This is a genomic window from Virgibacillus chiguensis, from assembly GCF_900129865.1.
Classification (GTDB): domain Bacteria; phylum Bacillota; class Bacilli; order Bacillales; family Amphibacillaceae; genus Virgibacillus; species Virgibacillus chiguensis.
Map to the genome: position 1 here is coordinate 1 of NZ_FQXD01000039.1, position 1,720 is coordinate 1,720.

The 1,720-nt window shown below is 37.7% G+C and carries 3 protein-coding genes; all 3 read right to left on the reverse strand.

Going from position 1 to position 1,720, the window contains the following annotated elements:
- A partial coding sequence (locus tag BUB45_RS19250) for an SNF2-related protein (protein ID WP_170861801.1) occupies positions 1-374 on the reverse strand: 374 nt, incomplete at its 3' end.
- Positions 375-418: 44 nt separating this feature from the next.
- The gene (locus BUB45_RS20570; protein WP_244527783.1) at positions 419-973 is read right to left on the reverse strand and encodes a PDDEXK family nuclease; all 555 of its coding nucleotides are present in this window, start codon (positions 971-973) and stop codon (positions 419-421) included.
- A gap of 312 nt (positions 974-1,285) precedes the next feature.
- Positions 1,286-1,693, reverse strand: coding sequence for a hypothetical protein (locus BUB45_RS19260; protein WP_139300213.1), 408 nt, complete (start codon positions 1,691-1,693; stop codon positions 1,286-1,288).
- Between the last annotated feature and the right edge of the window lie 27 nt (positions 1,694-1,720).

The following is a 1,720-nucleotide window of genomic DNA, read 5'->3' on the forward strand; positions in this document are numbered from 1 at the left end:
ACCATGTCAAACGGCCAAGAATTACGGTAATAGTCAGTTAGCCATACTACGTTATCCCTGTTAATCACGTATATATCAGCTGGTGTGTTTAAAGCTCTGATTCGTTTTGTTTGGCTTCCAAGTACAATGGAAAAACGTAATAGTTGCAGGTGATCCCACTTTTTAGCCTCATTTGTCCAAGTACCTTGGGCTACCTTTTTAGGTGCAATCACTAAAACCTTATTCACTGCGAAACGGTTGTATTTTAAATCGTTAATAGCAGTTAGTGTAATTACAGTTTTGCCTAAGCCCATATCAAGCCATAAAGCAATAAAAGGATCATTTAATATTCGATTGATGTTATATCTTTGGTAGCTGTGTGGTATAAACTTCATCAGAAAACACCTCCTTTTCACTCCATGAAGATTGAGTTTTTGTTTTAGGCATCGCTCTCTTCTAAGCCGTACACTGTTCTATTTATAAATTCTATAAATTTATCTACCTGCTCCTTGCTGTCCATTACACTTACACTGCAGTTAAAATCTTTTAAATCTCGCATCTGCTTTAATTGCAAAGGTCTTGGCTTCTTCCCAGGTGCTTTTAACTCAACAAAGTAAATATTGTTACCTGGGAAAACCACCAATCGATCTGGAACGCCGTCATTTCCCGGTGATTCAAACTTATACGCTTTTCCGCCAGCTTCTTTGGCTCTTTTTCTTAGGTACTCTTCTATATCTTTTTCTCGTAATATTTTGCTCAAATCATATTCCTCCTCGTAATCCTCTTTCTCCCACGGCTTGGGTTTTCTTATGAAATCCACGTCCTGCCAACTCTCTTTTACCAATTCCATAAATTCTTCTGTTCTTTCGAAATCTGCATAAGTATAGCCTTTGTCTTTAAAGACCCGCCTAACGTAATCCCTTGGCATCGGTCCGTTGTTTAACAGTAAAAGCATTTCAGACATAAAAACAATCCTTGATTCTTCCCAGTCCACGCATTCACACCTCCGTAAAATTTTCAATATCACTTTTAAAGTTCTCGCGCGTACACGTATAGTACATAAACAGGGCGTTTAGGCGTATATAGTAATTACCTAATACCTCTATTTATCTATTTATTTACTTTTATATATTTAAGGTATACAAGGTATACAAATAATAATAACTATAGATATAGTAAGGGTTTATCCTGTATACTTTCCCGTATACTTTGAACTTTTGGGAAGTATACAAGGTATACACTTCCAAATTTTAGAAAGTATACAAAATTGATCAAAGTATACAGACAAAGTATACAAACCAACAAATTATTTCTGTCTTACATACCCACCTTTTACCAAACCATATGGTCCGTATCTAAATGGATTGGACTTCTTTTGCCATCCCGGAATGCCGTCTAGGATATCGTTAATACGCATGGTTTCAGAACGTTTCAAACGGTTTACCTTTTCGTTGAAGCATTCCACCCATATTTCAGCAGCACACACACGGTCACGTTCGACTGTTTCTGTGTCACTGCTTCCGAATTCACCCGACCAATAAAGCTTCCTTGTAGCTATGTCCTTTTTATTCCAATCTAATGGTACTTTACGTTCTACAAATTCTTTAATAATACTTTCCCAAGGATCTTGTTCTGCGTGGCCTTCCTGTTGTCGTTTCGCCTCTTCCAAAAGGTCACCAGTCAGAATCAGTGACTCGCCCAGCCGCCAATTCATAACAGCTTCTGCCCACAATTGATCAAC